The sequence below is a fragment of the Cyanobacterium aponinum PCC 10605 genome (assembly GCF_000317675.1).
Lineage (GTDB): Bacteria > Cyanobacteriota > Cyanobacteriia > Cyanobacteriales > Cyanobacteriaceae > PCC-10605.
In genome coordinates this window covers 3,344,270-3,360,606 of record NC_019776.1, presented here as the reverse complement: position 1 = coordinate 3,360,606, position 16,337 = coordinate 3,344,270, and the positions used below count along the sequence as shown (strand labels likewise).

General features: G+C 36.7%; 14 protein-coding genes. 6 read left to right on the top strand and 8 right to left on the bottom strand.

The annotated features are described in order from the left end of the window. Nucleotides 1-112: 112 nt before the first annotated feature. Nucleotides 113-568, bottom strand: a complete 456-nt coding sequence (locus CYAN10605_RS14045) for a hypothetical protein (RefSeq protein WP_190275036.1) — start codon at nt 566-568, stop codon at nt 113-115. Between CYAN10605_RS14045 and nrtS the strand changes: the two genes are divergently transcribed. Both nrtS and CYAN10605_RS14035 read left to right on the top strand, forming a co-directional pair. Then, complete coding sequence (gene nrtS, locus CYAN10605_RS14040; RefSeq protein ID WP_015220610.1) at nt 567-797, top strand: nitrate/nitrite transporter NrtS; 231 nt, start codon at nt 567-569, stop codon at nt 795-797. The two genes, CYAN10605_RS14045 and nrtS, sit on opposite strands and share 2 nt — an antisense overlap. A gap of 341 nt (nt 798-1,138) precedes the next feature. Further along, the gene (locus tag CYAN10605_RS14035) at nt 1,139-1,807 is read left to right on the top strand and encodes a class I SAM-dependent methyltransferase (protein ID WP_015220609.1); all 669 of its coding nucleotides are present in this window, start codon (nt 1,139-1,141) and stop codon (nt 1,805-1,807) included. Nucleotides 1,808-1,885: 78 nt separating this feature from the next. On the opposite strand, the gene CYAN10605_RS14030 is transcribed toward CYAN10605_RS14035, so the two are convergent. From CYAN10605_RS14030 to CYAN10605_RS14015, 5 genes are all read right to left on the bottom strand, one after another. Next, entirely contained in the window at nt 1,886-3,115 is a 1,230-nt protein-coding gene (locus CYAN10605_RS14030; protein ID WP_015220608.1) for a DUF4336 domain-containing protein, read from the bottom strand. Between the two features lie 61 nt (nt 3,116-3,176). Further along, nucleotides 3,177-3,734 (bottom strand): FKBP-type peptidyl-prolyl cis-trans isomerase, encoded by a 558-nt coding sequence (locus CYAN10605_RS14025; protein ID WP_015220607.1) that lies wholly within the window; start codon nt 3,732-3,734, stop codon nt 3,177-3,179. A 90-nt stretch (nt 3,735-3,824) separates the two neighbouring features. Beyond that, nucleotides 3,825-4,595: a type I methionyl aminopeptidase gene (gene map, locus CYAN10605_RS14020; RefSeq protein ID WP_015220606.1), complete on the bottom strand. Its 771-nt coding sequence runs from the start codon at nt 4,593-4,595 to the stop codon at nt 3,825-3,827. 229 nt (nt 4,596-4,824) lie between these two features. Continuing rightward, complete coding sequence (locus tag CYAN10605_RS18905; protein WP_015220605.1) at nt 4,825-4,968, bottom strand: hypothetical protein; 144 nt, start codon at nt 4,966-4,968, stop codon at nt 4,825-4,827. 205 nt (nt 4,969-5,173) lie between these two features. Next, entirely contained in the window at nt 5,174-5,488 is a 315-nt protein-coding gene (locus CYAN10605_RS14015) for a four helix bundle protein (RefSeq protein ID WP_015220604.1), read from the bottom strand. Between the two features lie 131 nt (nt 5,489-5,619). On the opposite strand from CYAN10605_RS14015, the gene CYAN10605_RS14010 reads away from it, so the two are divergent. From CYAN10605_RS14010 to ftsH3, 3 genes are all read left to right on the top strand, one after another. After that, complete coding sequence (locus CYAN10605_RS14010) at nt 5,620-9,255, top strand: hydantoinase B/oxoprolinase family protein (protein ID WP_015220603.1); 3,636 nt, start codon at nt 5,620-5,622, stop codon at nt 9,253-9,255. A gap of 236 nt (nt 9,256-9,491) precedes the next feature. Beyond that, nucleotides 9,492-10,733 (top strand): tryptophan synthase subunit beta, encoded by a 1,242-nt coding sequence (gene trpB, locus CYAN10605_RS14005; protein ID WP_015220602.1) that lies wholly within the window; start codon nt 9,492-9,494, stop codon nt 10,731-10,733. Between the two features lie 269 nt (nt 10,734-11,002). Further along, the gene (ftsH3, locus tag CYAN10605_RS14000; RefSeq protein WP_015220601.1) at nt 11,003-12,850 is read left to right on the top strand and encodes an ATP-dependent zinc metalloprotease FtsH3; all 1,848 of its coding nucleotides are present in this window, start codon (nt 11,003-11,005) and stop codon (nt 12,848-12,850) included. Nucleotides 12,851-12,954: 104 nt separating this feature from the next. On the opposite strand, the gene clpX is transcribed toward ftsH3, so the two are convergent. After that, a complete protein-coding gene (gene clpX, locus CYAN10605_RS13995) occupies nt 12,955-14,304 on the bottom strand; it encodes an ATP-dependent protease ATP-binding subunit ClpX (RefSeq protein WP_015220600.1) in 1,350 nt (449 codons plus the stop codon). A gap of 49 nt (nt 14,305-14,353) precedes the next feature. Further along, the gene (gene clpP / locus CYAN10605_RS13990) at nt 14,354-15,070 is read right to left on the bottom strand and encodes an ATP-dependent Clp endopeptidase proteolytic subunit ClpP (RefSeq protein ID WP_041922529.1); all 717 of its coding nucleotides are present in this window, start codon (nt 15,068-15,070) and stop codon (nt 14,354-14,356) included. A gap of 170 nt (nt 15,071-15,240) precedes the next feature. On the opposite strand from clpP, the gene fbp reads away from it, so the two are divergent. Beyond that, nucleotides 15,241-16,269, top strand: a complete 1,029-nt coding sequence (fbp, locus tag CYAN10605_RS13985; RefSeq protein ID WP_015220598.1) for a class 1 fructose-bisphosphatase — start codon at nt 15,241-15,243, stop codon at nt 16,267-16,269. The last annotated feature ends 68 nt before the right edge of the window (nt 16,270-16,337 follow it).

Genomic DNA, 16,337 nt, shown 5'->3' with positions numbered 1-16,337 from the left:
TAGGAGTTAGTTAGGGGCGAATAGCCATTCGCCCGTACAGGAGTTAAGATAAAAAAGAAATTTTCCGTAAGGGTTGCATATATTCAACCCCAATACCCCAACACTAAATAATTTATGGTGGATAACAGTAATCATTAATTTCACGAACTAATTGCTGTTGTTTTGTAAATAATTGATTAACAGCTTGTTTAGATGCGATCGCATTTTCAGTGTTTTTAGTAGTAAATGCCTGTAAAAAATCATAGGTTACCTCGCCATATTCCTGATAAGTTGAAGCCAAATTTTTAGTAGATTGACTTAGAAAATTATCATTGATTTCAACTTGTAATAGTTTTTCCCTCGTCATCTCAAACTCTTGGGCAATTGCCTTTATTTCCAACACATTATCACTAGCTAAGGCAGGTTCTATTTTACTATTTAGGTCAGTTATTATATTTTTTATCTGCCGACAAGTTAAGGTTTTCTGACTTGTACAACTAATAACAGTCAAATTGGCTATTATTAAAACAATAAGAATTGTAAACTTTTCGAGAATATTCATCTTTTTAATCATGAATAACAATGTCATGGATTACCTGCAGAGTCTATTTAATCCTAAATATTGTCAATCGGCATTAAAAGTGGCTTTATTTGTAGGTACGATGTTATTTACAATTAATCATGGAAGTGCCTTAATTCAAGGGGAAATGACGCAACAAAGATGGATTTCAGGGATGTTAACATATTTAATTCCTTATAGTGTCAATATTCATGGGCGATGGAGTAGTAGTCGTTTAAAATCCCCTGAATCAAACTAATTGTTATACTCACCAAAAATTTAGACTCTATTACTTCTCGTCATGTAAGTTATTGGTTGAGTTAGACATACAGAGAATTTTTAAAATAGTAAAAGATAAAATTTTAATTTATTGCTTTTGTGAGAAAAATAATCTTTGTTGCCCTTATTTTCTATTAATTTGTCGTAACCACTGTAGAAGAGACAAAATTTTAAATTTCGGAAATTATTTTTACTTTGCAAAATGCCTATTGTAACTATGTTGATGCAATAGAAAATCAGTGAAGATTAGAAAATTCTTTTTTTTCCCTTAAGCATCTTTGCTATAATTGAATAACCATATAACTAAACAATTAAGTTTCCGTGTCATCAGAAGCAAAAAAACAAACTATAAATGATTTAGTTGAGAAACACTTAAGTAATAATCAACCATCGGCATGGTTTGAAGAATTATATGCCTCTGCTAAAAGTAATCCTTCTTACATACCTTGGGCAAAGTTAGAGGCTAATTCTCATCTTCGAGAATGGTTAAAAAACCATCAGGGAATCAAGAAAAATGAACAATTAACGGCTGTTGTTATTGGTTGCGGTTTAGGGGATGATGCAGAATTACTTCAAGAAACTGGTTTTCAGGTAACGGCTTTTGATGTATCTCCTACTGCAATTAATTGGTGTCGTCAGCGTTTTCCCAACACCAAAGTTAATTATGTTTGTGAAGATATTTTTCAGTTACCGAGGATATGGGAAAAACAGTTTGATTTTGTTTGGGAGTGTCGCACTATCCAAGCCTTACCCTTAGAGGTGAGAGAAAATGCAATTAATGCTGTTGTCTCCCTAGTTAAAGTTACAGGCACACTATTAATGTTCACTCATTATCATACTGAAAAAAAACCGCCTTCAGGTCCTCCTTGGGCTTTATCTGAGAATGATTTAGATTATTTTATTCGTTTAGGCTTAAAGGAAAATAAACGCTCCATTGATTTTTTACATGAGGGTAAAACTAATACTTTGTTATTAGAATATAGTTTTTGAGATAGATTCTATCGAAAATGTTAGTAGAAGGCCCTCACCATAAACTCAAAAATAAATCGTTTTGGTGACGGGAGAATGTCAAGAAAAAAGCGAAGAATTGTCTTCACCCTGAACTCTTTTTAATTTAGGTGGCTTGGCTATATTAAGTTTAATTAATGTGGCTTCCAATTGTTTAATAAAAGTGCTGTCTCGGCTAAAAATCTGTTGATTACCGCTAGGATAGAGCTTTTCTGGGCGGTTTGACTCTATGTCTAAAAAGGAAAAGGCTTGACGAAATTCAAGGGGTGTCGCCTGAATTGGTGCGGAAAAATGAGCGGGAATAATTTGCTTAAATTGCCATGAGGCGATGTTATTCGCCCAATTAATAGCCGCAGAGGGATTTTGGGGTAAAATCAGTGTTTCTAATATGGGAGCGACAAAGGGTTTTTCTAAAGATGCGATCGCATCAAAGGACTGTTTCCACCCTGATTGCCAACGGAAGGGATAGGCGCCAAAATAGTTCTCACGAGAGCGATTAGGAGCGTTAAAAGCCTCTTTTAGCAATTGTTTGAGAGGGGCTGTATCCACCATACTAGGACGGAAATAGAGAGCAAATAGACAAATTCTTTGCCATCCTTTAAGACGATTTTCAGGGGTATCTTCTAGTTTATCTAAGGCGGTTTCTCTAGCGTGAAAAAGAAGAGGGAAAGGATTTAATTCAAGAATTGCCGGAGGAGAAGGAGGAATTTTGATAACCGCATCGGTTACTAATAAAGTCTCTGTGGATTTATGTAATAGGGCAACCTCTGCAAATGAGCCTTTACTTAAATCAATGTTAACCATTGCATATTTAAACTCATCAGAAAAAGGAGTTTCTCGCCAATCTTCAGGTAGTATATAGGTGCGTTGGGGGGGAAAACCAAGCCATGATAAGGGCAAATTGAGAGGAAAACTCCATTGACTAGGAGCACACCAAATTTGAGCTTGAGGAAAACGACGGGCAAAAGGGGCAACAAAAATTTTATGCTCTAACCCTGAACTGGTAGAGTGGATAATATATTTTACTTCTCCATAACGAGCTTCTAATTCCCTCATCAATTTAACACATTCTGGAGTAGGTGCGATCGGGCAATAGACTAATAAACCACCCTGCTTTAATTTTACTACTGTCATACGAATCGGAACAACAGCATAAAGCAATCCGTGAGGTTGCTCAAAAGTCCAAATGGTATCCTCGACAACTTCTTGTCTGACAGTTGCCCGTTGTTGATAAGGATACAGGGGTAGTAAAAACCACCAACCCCATTTTTGCTCTCGTTTTTTACTCAATGGACAATTTACAATGTACAATTAACAATGAATAATTAAACAACTCCGAACCCCGAACTAACTACTTAATATCCAATAATTCTACGTCAAAAATAAGAGTAGAATTAGGAGGAATAACACCACCGGCACCTCTTGCACCATAGCCCAAATCAGGCGGAATAATTAAAGTGCTTTTTGTGCCAACACTCATTTTCGCTACTCCCTCATCCCAACCTTTGATTACCTGCCCTACTCCTATGGTAAAGGAAAAAGGCTGATTGCGATCGCGGGAACTATCAAACTTTTTGCCTCTAGCAAATCCCTCTTCCGCTAGATAACCCGTATAATGAACCACTACTTTTTTACCTCTAGTGGGTGTTTCACCATTTCCTGCCTCTTGCTCAATATACATTAAACCCGTAGAAGTAGTTTCTGCCTTTGATAAATCTATATCCATATTTCCTGTTGATTGAAGTTGACTAGCGGATGCAATCTTTGATACATCCTGTGTGAGTGTAGCATTAGTTTGGCTCATTTCTTCAGCAATCGCTCTTGTTTTTCCCTGATTAAGAAAAAAAGAACCAATTAAAAATAAACCACAAACAATAACAACACTTAAACTGATAATAATTGGCTTCATATAATAGGATAATTTTCAAAAATTTTTAGCTCAATCAATATTATCATTATTCCCTCTTCCTTTTCCCCTACCCTAATCAGTAAAACTGACTTAGCGATTGAGGGTTAAAATTTCTACACCATCATTAGTAACGGCTACAGTATGCTCAAATTGTGCCGATAATTTACGATCTTTAGTATAAGCTGTCCAGCCATCATCCCCCATTTCCGCTTCCCATGTGCCTTCATTAATCATTGGTTCGATAGTAAACACCATTCCGGGGCGTAATTTTTTCCCTGTGCCTTTTTTGCCGTAGTGAGGAATTTGAGGAGGAGTATGAAATACTCGACCAACTCCATGACCTACAAAATTTCTGACCACGGAAAAACCCTGACTTTCGGCATATTCCTGAATTGCCGCCCCTATATCTCCTATTTTTCCTCCCGGGCGTACAGCATTAATACCCCGATACATACATTCTTCTGTTACTTCTACTAATTTTTTGGCTATAGGAGATGGAGTGCCAACAAAAAAAGTACGAGAAGTATCACCGTGATAACCGTCTAAAATGGGAGTAACATCGATGTTGATAATATCGCCGTCTTTTAAAATCTGTTTTTTGTCAGGAATACCGTGACAAATGACATCATTGACGCTAGTACAAATAGACGCAGGGAAAGGAGGCTTTCCATAGCCTAGGGGAGCACTTTTTGCGCCATGAGCTTTTGTCCATTTTTCGGCTTCTTCATTTAATTCGTAAGTACTAATACCGGGCTTTACCATCTTTTCTAAATGGTCTAATAATTGTGCCGCTAGTTTGCCCACCTGACGCATTTTTTCGATTTCTCGACTAGATAAAAGAACTATGTTTTCGTTACCCATTTCTATTTATTGGTTTCTATGTCTGTTAACATCAATTTTTGTTGCTTCTGTCTATTTTATCTTTGTTAGGCATCGACTATCATTCTTATTATTAACTGATGTTACGCAAAAAGATAATTAGTTGTTGTTTTGAGGTATCAGGTGTCAGGTTTGACGGTTGCAGGTTGCAGGTTGCAGGTTGCAGGTGTCAGGTTTAGGGGAGTAGTGAGTAATGAGTAACGAGTAATTATCAACTATCAACTATTCGCCCCAACACCCCAACACTATTTACCTTCGCCCATTGTCCTTTTAAATTTTCTCCTTGCCCTTTGCCTTTTTCTCCATCATTCATAGATGAAAATTTATCCCGAACTGAGGTTAAACTATGTAACATTCTGCCAATTTCCTCACATTTGTTTAAAGTAACTTTGGTTCTTCTACAGTGGTTATGATAAATTAACAGAAAATAACTTCCATAACCTTTATTGAATAGTGTTTATAGTAAAACAAAAACTAAAAGTTTATAAATTATTATTTAATAATCCCCTATTGCCTATTGCCTCTTGCCTCTTGCCTACCCTAACTAATAATTTACATACTCAAAGTGATAGAGCCGTAACTTTTAATTCTTGCTCTTTAAGATAGCCTAATCGTCCTACAATCATCAAATGAGTTTCTAATTCTTTGAGTGAGCCATTTGCCATAGAAAGATGACGAATATAATCACCCAAATGATTTCTCCCTTTTCCTTCTGCGATGTTGGCAGGAATTGAAACTGCGGCTCTTTGTATTTGACTACTTAAACCATCAATTTCTGTTTTGGGAAATTGAGAAGTTAATTGATAACATATTACTACCAAATCCATTGATTTTTGCCAAACCGTTAAATCTCGATAACTTTTTAGTTCAATCATTTTTATTATTTCCTGAAACCTGAAACCTGAAACCTCCCTTAACTTAACACATCAATAAGTGCGTAACGTCAGTTATTAAATATTAATTCTAAAAAATAAAGAAAAATTAAATAAATAAAAGAAGTTAAATCATGAATAATCCCAGATTAAAAAAAAGAAAATGGCAATTTTGGATTGATAGGGGGGGAACTTTTACAGATATTGTTGCTTTAACCCCAGATAAAAATATTATTACCCATAAACTTTTGTCGGAAAATCCTGAACATTATCAATCTGCCCCCATTGAAGGTATTAGACAAATTCTCAATATTCCCCAAGGGCAACCTTTACCTCTTGAAGAAATTGAGGTTATCAAAATGGGAACAACGGTGGCAACTAATGCTTTACTGGAGAGAAAAGGTGAACCAGTTATCTTAGTTATTAATCAGGGTTTTAAGGATGCGTTGAGGATTGGTTATCAAAATCGTCCTGATATTTTTGCCCGTCATATCATCTTACCTGAAATGTTGTACCAAGATGAGATCGAAGTTCAAGGACGTTTTTCCGCTACGGGAGAAGAATTACAACCCCTCAATTTACCCCAAATAGAAAAGGATTTACAACAGGCTTATGATAAAGGTTTTCGCAGTTGCGCTATAGTTTTACTCCATAGTTATCGTTATCCAGATCATGAATTGCAAATAGGTGCGATCGCATCTAAAATAGGATATACACAAATATCATTATCCCATCAAACCAGCAACTTAATGAAGCTAGTGAGTCGGGGAGATACTACGGTAGTGGATGCTTACCTCTCCCCCGTCTTACAACGATATATTCAACAAGTAAAAAATAATCTTGCCCACGAAAAACAATCTTTACCCCAACTGATGTTTATGCAATCCAACGGCGGATTGGTTGACAGTAAATACTTTCAAGGCAAGGATAGCATATTATCAGGACCTGCGGGAGGAATTGTCGGCGCCGTCAAAACTTCTCAACAAGCAGGATTTAATAAAATCATTACTTTTGACATGGGAGGCACTTCCACCGATGTTGCCCACTATGCAGGAGAATATGAAAGAAATTTCGAGACAGAAGTAGCAGGGGTAAGAATCTGCACTCCCATGATGGCAATACACACCGTAGCCGCAGGAGGAGGCTCAATTTGCCATTTTGACGGTGAAAGATACCGAGTAGGTCCAGAATCAGCAGGGGCGAACCCCGGTCCTGTATGCTATGGTAAGGGGGATAAACTAACCATTACCGACTGTAATTTATTATTAGGCAAAATTCAAGGGAATTTTTTCCCTAAAGTATTTGGTAAAAATGCTAATCAACCCTTAAACTTAAGTTTAGTAGAAAAGCAATTTCAGCAGTTAAAAGCTACCATTAAAACTGAGAGAAAAATAGAAGAAATAGCTCAGGGATTTTTAACCATTGCCATCGAAATAATGGCAAATGCCATCAAAAAAATATCACTACAAAAAGGTTATGATGTCAGTGAATATGCCCTTTGTTGTTTTGGAGGTGCAGGAGGGCAACACGCCTGTTTAATTGCTGAAAATTTAGGCATGAAAACTATTATTATTCATCCCTTCGCTGGAGTTTTATCTGCTTATGGTATTGGTTTAGCAGAAATCATCATTATCAAAGAAAAAAGCCTTAATCTTAATTTTAATCTTGATGTCATTGAAGATATAAAAAAAGAATATCAGCTATTGGAAATCAAGGCTAAGAAAGACTTAGAAAAGCAAATTAATGAAGAAAGTAACCGTTATCAAATTAACTCAAAAATTTATCTTAAATATCAAGGTACAGACTTTAGTTTACCCATTAACTTTAACGAAAATTATCAAATAATAACTGAAGAATTTAATCAAATTCACAAGCAAAGATATGGCTTTATTCTCCCAGAAAAACAGTTAACTATCGAAAAAATTTCCTTAGAATTAATCTCTCCTACCTATCAGCAAAATCATCAACTCTTAAACCATAAGATTAACTCTCATTCTCAACCCATTACCACTGTGAAAATGTATAGTAAAAATCAGTGGCATGACACTCCAGTTTATGAGAGAAACAATTTATCTATCAATCAAAAAATTATTGGTCCTGCCTTAATTATAGAATCCACTGGTACAAATATCATTGAAAAAGGATGGCAAGGAGAAATTAACCATAATGGGCATTTAATATTAACTTATTTAGAAAGTCCATCAGATTCAAATATTAATCATCAAGACATAGCAAAACCTGATCCTATTTTACTAGAAATTTTTAATAACCTATTTCGTTTTATAGCCGAAGAAATGGGCATAACTTTACAAAATACTAGCTATTCAGTAAATATTAAAGAGAGACTAGATTTTTCCTGTGCAATTTTCGATTCTCAAGGGGAATTAGTGGCAAATGCACCTCATATTCCTGTCCATTTAGGCTCAATGAGTGAAAGTATCAAAGCCCTAATTAAAGATGAAAAAATAACTATAGAAAAAGGAGATGTTTATTTAACGAATAATCCCTATAATGGCGGTACTCATTTACCAGATATAACTGCCATTACTCCAGTTTTTATTAATGATAGTTCACAACCTAATTTTTATGTTGCTTCCCGTGGACATCATGCAGATATCGGGGGAATAACTCCTGCTTCCATGCCTTCTAATAGTACCAATATTGAAGAAGAAGGTATTTTAATCGATAATTTCTGTTTAATTAAAAATAGTCAATTACAAGAGCAAGAATTACAAATTTTATTAACAAATCATGCTTATCCTGTGAGATATTATCAGCAAAATTTAGCAGATTTAAAGGCACAAATTGCCGCCAATGAAAAAGGAGTCAAAGAATTAATCAATCTCGTTAATAAGTATAGCTTAACAACTGTCAATAGTTATATGCAGTTTGTCCAAGATAATGCAGAAAAATGTGTAAAAAAAGCTATTAAAAATCTGCGTAATGGTACTTATACTATTAATTTAGATAATGGTGCTAAAATTAAAACTAAAATAACCATCAATCAGGAAAACTTAACGGCAGATATTGATTTTACTGGCACATCTGCTCAACAAAATAATAATTTTAATGCCCCTGCGTCCATTACAAAAGCAGTAGTTTTATACGTTTTTCGCACTTTAGTTGATGATGATATACCCCTTAACGCTGGTTGCCTGAAACCTTTAAATATTATTATTCCTGAAGGTTGTCTGTTGAATCCGAAGTATCCTTGTGCAGTGGTGGCTGGAAATGTGGAAACATCTCAAAATATTGCAGATTGTCTTTATGGAGCATTAGGAATTATGGCAAATTCTCAGGGTACTATGAACAATTTTACTTTTGGTAATAGGGAGTATCAATACTACGAAACCATTTGCGGTGGTTCAGGGGCGGGATATAACCATAATGGTACAGATGCGATTCAGGTTCACATGACCAATTCCCGTTTAACGGATGTGGAAGTGTTAGAAACTCGCTATCCAGTGAGGGTTGAGGAGTTTAAGATTAGAGAAAATAGTGGAGGGAAAGGAAAATATAGAGGGGGTAATGGGGTAATTCGGGCGATTCGTTTTTTACAGCCGATGAGTGCAGGAATTTTGTCTAGTAGAAGGGTTATTTTTTCTCAAGGTTTAGAGGGAGGAGAAAAAGGAAAAAAAGGAGTTAATTATATTATTAAAAATAATAAAGAAAAGCAATTACTATTATCTAATGATTCTGTTAATATCGATATAAATGATGTTTTTGTGATAAAAACGCCCGGGGGGGGAGGCTTTGGTTTCGTCAATTAAAAATAAAATTATTAGTCACAGCACTTCTAAATCATTTATAAAAAATCAATGATTAGAAAAAACATCGAAGATACTATCTCTCTTATCCCTTGCCCTTTATCCATCTCCTAAACACTTTTTCTGCAACTCTTGTGGTAATTATCGTTAATCACGAAAGTGTCTAAATTCACCATGAAAGAGCAAACATGAGAGTAAAATAAGAAAAGAAAAATATCAAACTTATTTGTGTAGAAATTGTGACTGTTACACCTATTAAAAATAATAAATTTACTCAAGTACCAGATAACTTAGGGCGTTTTGGACAATACGGAGGAAAATATGTACCTGAAACTCTGATGCCTGCATTAACGGAATTGGAGACAGCTTACTATCAATATAAAGAAGATCCAGATTTTAAAAATGAATTAAATCAACTTCTTAAAGACTATGTAGGAAGAGAAAACCCCCTCTATTTCGCAGAAAGACTAACCCAACATTATGCTAAACCTGACGGCACAGGCGCACAAATTTATCTCAAAAGGGAAGATTTAAACCATACAGGAGCTCATAAAATCAATAATGCCCTTGGGCAAGTTTTATTGGCTAAACGTATGGGCAAAAAACGTATTATTGCTGAAACAGGAGCGGGGCAACATGGAGTAGCAACAGCAACGGTATGTGCTCGTTTTGGTTTACAATGCGTCATTTATATGGGTGTAGAAGACATGGAAAGACAAAAATTGAATGTTTTTCGTATGCGTCTTCTTGGAGCTACTGTACAACCCGTTTCTGCTGGAACAGGAACACTAAAAGATGCTACATCCGAAGCTATTAGAGATTGGGTCACAAATGTTGAAAATACTCATTATATCTTAGGCTCAGTGGCCGGACCTCATCCCTATCCGATGATGGTGAGAGATTTTCATGGGGTTATTGGTAAGGAAACCCGTAAACAATGTTTAGAAAAATGGGGCGGTTTACCAGACATTTTAATTGCCTGTGTGGGAGGTGGTTCAAATGCAATGGGTTTATTTTATGAATTTGTTGATGAGTCTTCCGTACGTTTAATTGGAGTCGAAGCCGAAGGTAGCGGTATTAATACAGGAAAACACGCCGCTACTTTAACTCATGGTAAACCGGGGGTTTTGCATGGAGCTATGAGCTATTTATTGCAAGATAATCAAGGGCAAGTGGTGGAAGCTCATTCCATTAGTGCTGGTTTAGACTATCCGGGGGTAGGACCTGAACATAGTTACTTAAAAGATTTGGGTAGAGCTGAATACTATAGCGTCACTGATGCTCAAGCCTTAGATGCTTTTCAATTGGTGTGCAAATTAGAAGGTATTATTCCCGCTTTGGAAACCGCCCATGCTTTTGCTTATTTAGAAACTCTTTGCCCTCAAGTTTCAGGAAGTCCTCGTATTGTGATTAACTGTTCTGGCAGGGGAGATAAAGATGTGCAAACAGTGGCAAAACATTTGAAGGGAATAGATTTATAAATTGTAGTTAGCAATTAGTAATTAATAACGATGATGCACTTTAAGAATTAGTTTCTCCTTAACACCCCAATACCCCAAAAGCCTGACACCTAGTCTTATCCAATATTCTTAAACCGAACTGAAGTTTTTTAAGGTGAGGTAATCAATAAACCTAAAAATTCTTAACATAAGTTAACATAGAATTAATAATCATGAAAAAAGCTCAAAACTCAGATTTACAAAAGTTATTGATAAAATAAATACAAATATAACAGGAGGCTATAAAAAGCGTGAGCAAAAATAATAAAAAATGGCGTAATGTCGGACTATACGCAATCTTAGCGGTAGTCGTTGTGGCTTTAGGCACTGCTTTTTTAGATCGTCCTCAAAACAGTCAGTTAAGTTGGAAATATAGTCAATTTATTGATGAAGTTCAAGGGGACAAGGTAGAAAGAGTTAATTTGAGTGCTGATCGTAGCGTTGCGATCGCAACTGCAAGGGATGGACAACGTTATACAGTGAACTTACCCAATGACCCTGAATTAATCGATATTTTGTCTAATAATGGGGTGGATATTTCTGTGTTACCCCAAAGTGATGATAGTTTCTGGTTCAGAGCCTTAAGTAGTTTATTTTTCCCAGTTCTGCTCTTAGTAGGTCTATTTTTCTTACTCCGCCGTGCATCTAGTGGCCCCGGCTCTCAGGCAATGAACTTCGGTAAATCTAAAGCCAGAGTACAAATGGAGCCTCAAACTCAGGTTACTTTTAGTGATGTAGCGGGTATTGAACAAGCAAAACTAGAATTAACTGAGGTAGTTGATTTCTTAAAAAATGGGGAACGTTTTACAGCTATAGGAGCTAAAATTCCTAAAGGTGTCTTATTAGTAGGACCTCCCGGAACTGGTAAAACCCTTTTAGCTAAAGCCGTGGCAGGGGAGGCAGGTGTGCCTTTCTTCAGCATTTCTGGTTCTGAATTCGTGGAAATGTTTGTCGGTGTGGGTGCATCCCGTGTTCGTGATTTATTTGAACAGGCTAAACAAAACGCCCCTTGTATCGTCTTTATTGATGAGATTGATGCAGTGGGTCGTCAAAGAGGTGCAGGTTTAGGCGGTGGTAATGATGAAAGAGAACAAACCTTAAACCAATTATTAACCGAAATGGATGGTTTTGAGGGTAACACTGGTATTATTATTATCGCAGCGACTAACCGCCCTGACGTTCTTGATGCGGCTTTATTACGTCCCGGAAGATTCGATCGCCAAGTAGTAGTAGATCGTCCTGATTATGCTGGACGTTGTGAAATTCTTAATGTTCATGCCCGTGGTAAAACCCTTGCGGGAGATGTGGAGTTAGAAAAAATTGCTCGTCGCACCCCCGGATTCACTGGTGCAGATTTGTCCAACTTACTCAACGAAGCGGCTATTTTAGCGGCAAGACGCAACTTAACTGAGATTTCTATGGATGAGGTTAACGATGCGATCGACCGTGTTTTAGCAGGTCCTGAGAAGAAAAATCGTGTGATGAGTCAAAAACGTAAAGAGTTAGTAGCTTATCATGAGGCAGGACACGCTTTAGTAGGTGCATTAATGCCCGACTATGACCCTATTCAAAAAATTAGCATTATTCCTCGTGGTCGTGCAGGCGGTTTAACCTGGTTCACTCCTAGTGAAGATCGCATGGAATCTGGTTTATACTCCCGTTCTTACCTCCAAAATCAAATGGCGGTAGCATTGGGTGGACGTGTTGCCGAAGAAATCGTTTTCGGTGAAGAAGAAGTAACCACTGGGGCATCTAACGACTTACAACAAGTAGCCAGAGTAGCACGTCAAATGATTACCCGTTTCGGTATGAGTGAGCGTTTAGGACCTGTGGCGTTAGGTCGTCAAAATGGTAACGTGTTCTTAGGTCGTGATATTGCGTCTGATCGTGATTTCTCTGACTCCACTGCCGCCATGATTGATGAGGAAGTGAAAAAATTAGTCGATGTGGCTTATCAACGAGCAAAAGATGTTTTACAAAACAATCGTGAAGTGTTAGATACATTAGCACAAATGCTTGTAGAAAAAGAAACCGTTGATTCAGAAGAATTGCAAGAGTTGCTAAATAACAATGATGTTAAATTAGCGGCGATGGCTTAAATTCATTGGCAAACAAAAAATGGCTTATAAAAACATAAGCCCACAACAATAAAATTTATTACCCCCTATTTTTGGGGGTTTTTTATTTAATTTACCAATTGCCCTTAAGCGGATTCTGGTTCAGGTAAAGAGGAAGGATGAAGAATTAACTCTGCGGTACTACGCTTTTCTACCATTTCTTTGGTAATCACGCAATGTTGAACATCTTGACGAGAAGGAATTTCATACATTACATCAAGCATAATTTCTTCCACAATACCCCTTAAAGCCCTAGCCCCAGTTTTACGGCGATAAGCCTCCTGTGCGATCGCTCTTATAGCTTCAGGTTCAAACTCTAAAATAACATTATCCATCCCCACAAGTTTCTGATATTGCTTAACAAGGGCATTACGAGGACGAGTAAGAATTTCCATTAAGGCTTCTTCATTTAAAGGATCTAGCACTGCTACTACGGGCAAACGTCCAGCAAACTCAGGAATTAAGCCAAAACGCACTAAATCATCTGGTTGCAGTTGGCGAGCCGCTTTAGAAACTCTTTCTTCTTTAGTGGTATTCTCCGCAGGAATTTGAAAACCAAGAATTTTTTTCTCTTGATCTTGTTCCACGATTTTATCTAGTCCCACAAAAGCACCACCACAAATAAACAAAATATTGCTAGTATCAATGGTGATACAGTCTTGGTAAGGATGTTTTCTTCCCCCTTGAGGTGGAACATTTGCCACTGTACCTTCTAGCATTTTTAAAAGTGCTTGTTGTACCCCTTCTCCAGAAACATCTCTTGTAATAGAAGGATTTTCGCTTTTACGGGCAATTTTATCAATTTCGTCAATATAAATGATACCCCGTTGTGCTTCATCTAAATCTAAATTAGAAACTTGTAACAAACGCAGGAGGATGTTTTCCACATCTTCTCCCACATAACCCGCCTCCGTAAGAGTTGTGGCATCTGCGATCGCAAAAGGAACATCAAGAATATTCGCCAAAGTTTGAGCCAAGAGAGTTTTACCAGAACCCGTAGGACCGATTAAAAGAATATTAGACTTTTGTAATTCGATGGTTTCTTCTTTACTCTTACCTGTTTTTTGTTCACTTTCCGCAACCGTTAAACGCTTATAGTGATTATAAACCGCCACAGAAAGAACTTTTTTTGCCTCATCTTGACCAATAACATATTGATCCAACAATTCCTTAATTTCCTTTGGTTTAGGTAATTTACTTAAAGAAAGAGGCTTACGAGTAGAACTTGTTTTCTTAGAAGGGCGAGGATTTGATTTAACCGCAGAGTGACTTGGTTGACTCCTATTACTCGGCATCAATTCCTCTTCTAAAATTTCATTACATAATTCTACACACTCATCACAAATATAAACCCCTGGACCAGCAATCAGTTTTCTTACCTGTTCCTGAGATTTGCCGCAGAATGAGCATTTTAGATGAGAGTCATATTTAGACATAAAATTAAAAGTAATATTAGACGTATATAAAAAAACAAAACTAGAACCCCTAGAGTGCCTCACTCAAATCAACGGAACTACGACTGAGAGGAAGACTAATGCCTTCACGAATAATCACCTCATCAATCAATCCATATTCTTGAGCTTCCGTAGAGGACATATAAAAATCCCTTTCCGTATCAAGGCTAATCTTTTCTAAAGGTTGACCAGTGTGATCAGCTAATAGTTGATTCAATTTATTTTTAATGTAGAGAATTTCCTTTGCTTGAATTTCAATATCACTAGCTTGTCCTTGCGCCCCTCCTAAAGGTTGATGGATCATAATACGGGAATTAGGTAATCCTAAACGTTTCCCTTTCGCACCACCAGACAGCAAAAATGCCCCCATACTAGCGGCGATACCATAACAAATAGTAGAAACATCTGGTTTAATTTGTTGCATGGTATCATAAATAGCCATACCTGCATAAACTGACCCGCCAGGAGAATTTATATATATATATATATCTTTTTCCGGATCATCTGCTTCCAAATAGAGAAGTTGAGCTACAATCGAATCAGCTAATTTATCATCAATAGCAGTACCCAAAAAAATGATTCTCTCTCTTAGCAATCGGGAATAAATATCGAAAACTTTTTCTCCCATGCCGGAAGATTCGACAACCATCGGCACCGCACTATTGTATATTTTCTCCTCTTTTTGAGAAGTCATCTGAAAATGGAAATAACTGTCAATGGAGAATTGAGGTGATTGCGATTCTAGCATCATAAGACTTGCCGAGCTTAAAGTAAGACGTATATTCTATGTTTTTGTTCCTTAATATTATACTATCTCAATCTGTTTTATTAACTTTAGAGAATCGTAAAACTTTAGAGAATTGTAAAATTGAGATCTGAGTACAATGAAAATTAAAAGAACTATCAAGAGGAAAATAAATGAATATTACTCAAAAGCCACAGTTAAGCATTCCTGAACATAGTTTAGATCGAGATTGTACAACCCTTTCCCGCCACATTCTACAACAATTAAATGACTTTTCTGGCGACGCACAAGATTTGAGTGCCATTATGAATAGAATTGCCCTAGCTGGTAAATTAATTTCTCGTCGTCTCAGTCGTGCTGGTTTAATGGCTAATGTACTTGGTTTTACAGGGGAGGATAATATTCAGGGAGAATCCGTAAAAAAAATGGATGTTTATGCTAATGAGGTATTTATTTCTGTTTTTAAACAAAGTGGTTTAGTCTGTCGCTTGGCATCAGAAGAAATGGAAAAACCTTACTATATTCCTGAAAACTGCCCCATTGGTAGATATACTTTACTTTATGATCCCATCGATGGATCTTCTAATGTAGATATAAACTTAAACGTAGGCTCAATTTTTGCCATTAGACAACAAGAAGGGGATGATTTAGATGGAGAAGCACGGGATTTACTGCAAAATGGTCATAAACAAGTTGCCGCCGGTTATATTTTATATGGACCAGCTACGGTTTTAGTCTATACCATTGGCAAAGGTGTACACTCCTTCTTTTTAGACCCTAGTTTGGGAGAATTTATATTAGCAGAAGAAAATATAAAAATTCCTAATCATGGTTCCGTATATAGTGTCAATGAAGGTAATTTTTGTAAATGGGATGATTCTTTAAGAGATTATGTTCGTTATGTTCATCGTCATGACAGTTATACAGGAAGATATAGTGGGGCATTAGTGGGTGACATTCACCGTATTTTGATGCAAGGAGGAGTATTTTTATATCCTGGAACCAAGGATAAACCAGAAGGGAAATTAAGACTACTATACGAAACTGCACCTCTAGCATTCATTATTGAACAAGCAGGGGGAAAAGCATCTACAGGCAAAGAAGATATTTTAGATGTGATACCTCAAAAAATCCATCAACGCACCCCTGCGATACTCGGTAGTTGTGAGGATGTCGATTTAGTAAAATCTTTTATTCAATAAATTTTCAGCTTAAGTTGAACACATACTTTTAGTTTATTGGGTATTAGGATATTAGACTTCTTGCAGAA